The sequence below is a fragment of the Bacillus cereus group sp. MYBK5-2 genome, assembly GCF_051915685.1.
Lineage (GTDB): Bacteria > Bacillota > Bacilli > Bacillales > Bacillaceae_G > Bacillus_A > Bacillus_A cereus.
In genome coordinates this window covers 1-2,491 of the sequence record NZ_JBQAFE010000031.1, presented here as the reverse complement: position 1 = coordinate 2,491, position 2,491 = coordinate 1, and the positions used below count along the sequence as shown (strand labels likewise).

Genomic DNA, 2,491 nt, shown 5'->3' with positions numbered 1-2,491 from the left:
GATGGCAGAGAGGTCACACCCGTTCCCATACCGAACACGGAAGTTAAGCTCTCTAGCGCCGATGGTAGTTGGGACCTTGTCCCTGTGAGAGTAGGACGTCGCCAAGCAACTTTAAGACGAGTCAGAATGACTCGTCTTTTTTGTGTTTTATAACTTTTTTTCAAAGCTAAATATTTTGAAGTGCTTCTCGCTTTTCAAAAAGGTTTTTGAGTACGTAGCTATATAAGTTTTATTCAATTTCTTTCGTGATTTTTTATATGTAATTTAAGATTTTCTATTTTATTTCTTAAAGATAGGATTCATCAGTGTGTTAAAATAGTACAGTTGTTTTTGATGTACTTTAATATAAGAAGATTTAAGTTAGAAAAGGAGATAATATGAAAAAGATAAGTATAATTACTATAGTAGTCTTAGTCCTGCTAGTAATCGTGTATATGTTAGTTGGAAATTATTTTTATAACTATGCGTTAAATGCGAAACAAGAAAAGGAATTTTTGCAAGATAATCCTCATTTAGTAGAAACGGTAAGTGCATCGGGAGATGTATTGGCTGCAAATGAAGAAAAGAATGCAAACTTCGTATCGAAGTATAAACCTAACACATTAACTATACGTTCTTTCGATAAATTAAATTTAAAAGGTTATGAATATATGAATGAACCATCTAGTCATAAATGGGCAATTGTAGTTCATGGATACAATGGTAGAGCATCAGAAATGACGAAATATGTTCGTAATTTCTATGAACAAGGCTATAATGTCATAGCACCAGACCTTCGTGGACATGGAAATAGTGAAGGAGATTATGTTGGTATGGGCTGGCATGATCGTAAAGATGTTTTGATTTGGATTCAACAAATCTTAAAGAAAGATCCTAATGCTGAAATAGCTCTATTTGGTGTTTCGATGGGCGGGGCAACTGTAATGATGACTTCAGGAGAAGATTTACCTTCTAATGTTAAAGTTATTATTGAAGATTGTGGATACTCAACTGTTATTGATGAATTTACTTATCAACTAAAAGATTTATTCCATTTACCGAAGTTTCCTGTTATGAATGCGGCAAATACGGTTACTAAATTAAGAGCTGGTTACGATTTAGAAGAGGCTTCAGCTGTAAAACAAGTAGCGAAAAGTAAAACACCTATGTTATTCATTCATGGGGATGCTGATACATTCGTTCCTTTTGAAATGTTAGATGAAGTATATAATGCTGCAAAAGTAGAAAAAGAGAAATTAATTGTTCCAGGTGCTGGACATGGAGAAGCGGAGAAAGTAGATTCGAATAAATATTGGAATACTGTATGGAAGTTCGTAGGGAAGTATATTCCGGCATAATTAAAATTGTTGCATTTATATAGACGATAATCGGAGGGATAATAGTTAATCCTTTTGATTATCGTTTTTTTGTTAATTAGGTATTCTGCTATAAGTGTGTTTTTGTATGTACTATATGAAGGAGATAGAGCAAAAACTTTTGAATTCCTTAATCTCAGTGCTACAATGATTGAAAACTAAATGTTAATGAGGTGTTTTTATGAAAATTGAAGTATGGTCGGATTTTGTATGCCCATTTTGCTATATTGGGAAACGCAGATTAGAGATGGCTTTAGAGCAATTTCCATATAAGAAGGATGTTGAAGTTGAGTTTAAAAGTTTTGAATTAGACCAAAATGCTCCAATCTATTCTGGAACAAGTATTAATGAAGTACTTGCATCAAAGTATGGAATTAGTATTGAAGAAGCTAAGCGTAATAACGTACAGTTAGGAAATCATGCAGCTAGTATGGGTTTAAGTTTTAATTTTGATGAGATGAAGCCGACTAATACTTTTGATGCGCATCGTCTTGCGAAGTTTGCAAAGAATCAAGGGAAAGAAAAAGAGATTACAGAAAATCTACTTTTTGCATATTTCACTGAATCGAAAAATTTAAGCGATGTGGATACACTTGCTACTATCGCTGAAGCTTCAGGTTTAGATAAGCAAGAAGCTTTAAATGTTATTAATGATAAAAATGCGTATGCAAATGATGTTAGAATTGATGAAGCGATTGCTCAGCAATATCAAATTTCGGGAGTGCCTTATTTTATTATTAATCAAAAGTATGCTATTTCAGGTGCACAACCACTTGAAACTTTTGTTGGTGCACTTCAGCAAGTGTGGGAAGAAGAGAATCCTGCACCTAAGTTGCAAGAACTTTCTTCAGAGGGTGGAAGCGATCTTTCTTGTACTGATGGAAGTTGTTCGGTGCCGTCGAAAGAACAATAGTTTTTATGGTAGAAGAGCACCCCATAGATTGTTCTGTGGGATGCTTGTATATAACTTATAGAAGAAATACGTAAATGAAATCTATAAAATATAAAGTTTTTTAAAAAACGTATTGACGATTATACTTTAGAGGTGTAATATAGAACAAGTCGCCGATGACATTAACGTCGAAAGCGACAAACGAAATAAAAAACTTAGTTGACATTGAAAGATGAAAATGTTA

Annotated in this window: 2 protein-coding genes and 1 rRNA gene; all 3 read left to right on the top strand. The window is 33.5% G+C overall.

The features are described 5' to 3' along the window. Nucleotides 1–107, top strand: a 5S ribosomal RNA gene (gene rrf / locus ACTFP3_RS30070); the annotation flags it as partial. Between the two features lie 270 nt (nucleotides 108–377). Next, nucleotides 378–1,337, top strand: a complete 960-nt coding sequence (locus ACTFP3_RS30065; RefSeq protein ID WP_033692091.1) for an alpha/beta hydrolase — start codon at nucleotides 378–380, stop codon at nucleotides 1,335–1,337. 199 nt (nucleotides 1,338–1,536) lie between these two features. Then, the gene (locus tag ACTFP3_RS30060; RefSeq protein WP_000687954.1) at nucleotides 1,537–2,268 is read left to right on the top strand and encodes a DsbA family oxidoreductase; all 732 of its coding nucleotides are present in this window, start codon (nucleotides 1,537–1,539) and stop codon (nucleotides 2,266–2,268) included. The last annotated feature ends 223 nt before the right edge of the window (nucleotides 2,269–2,491 follow it).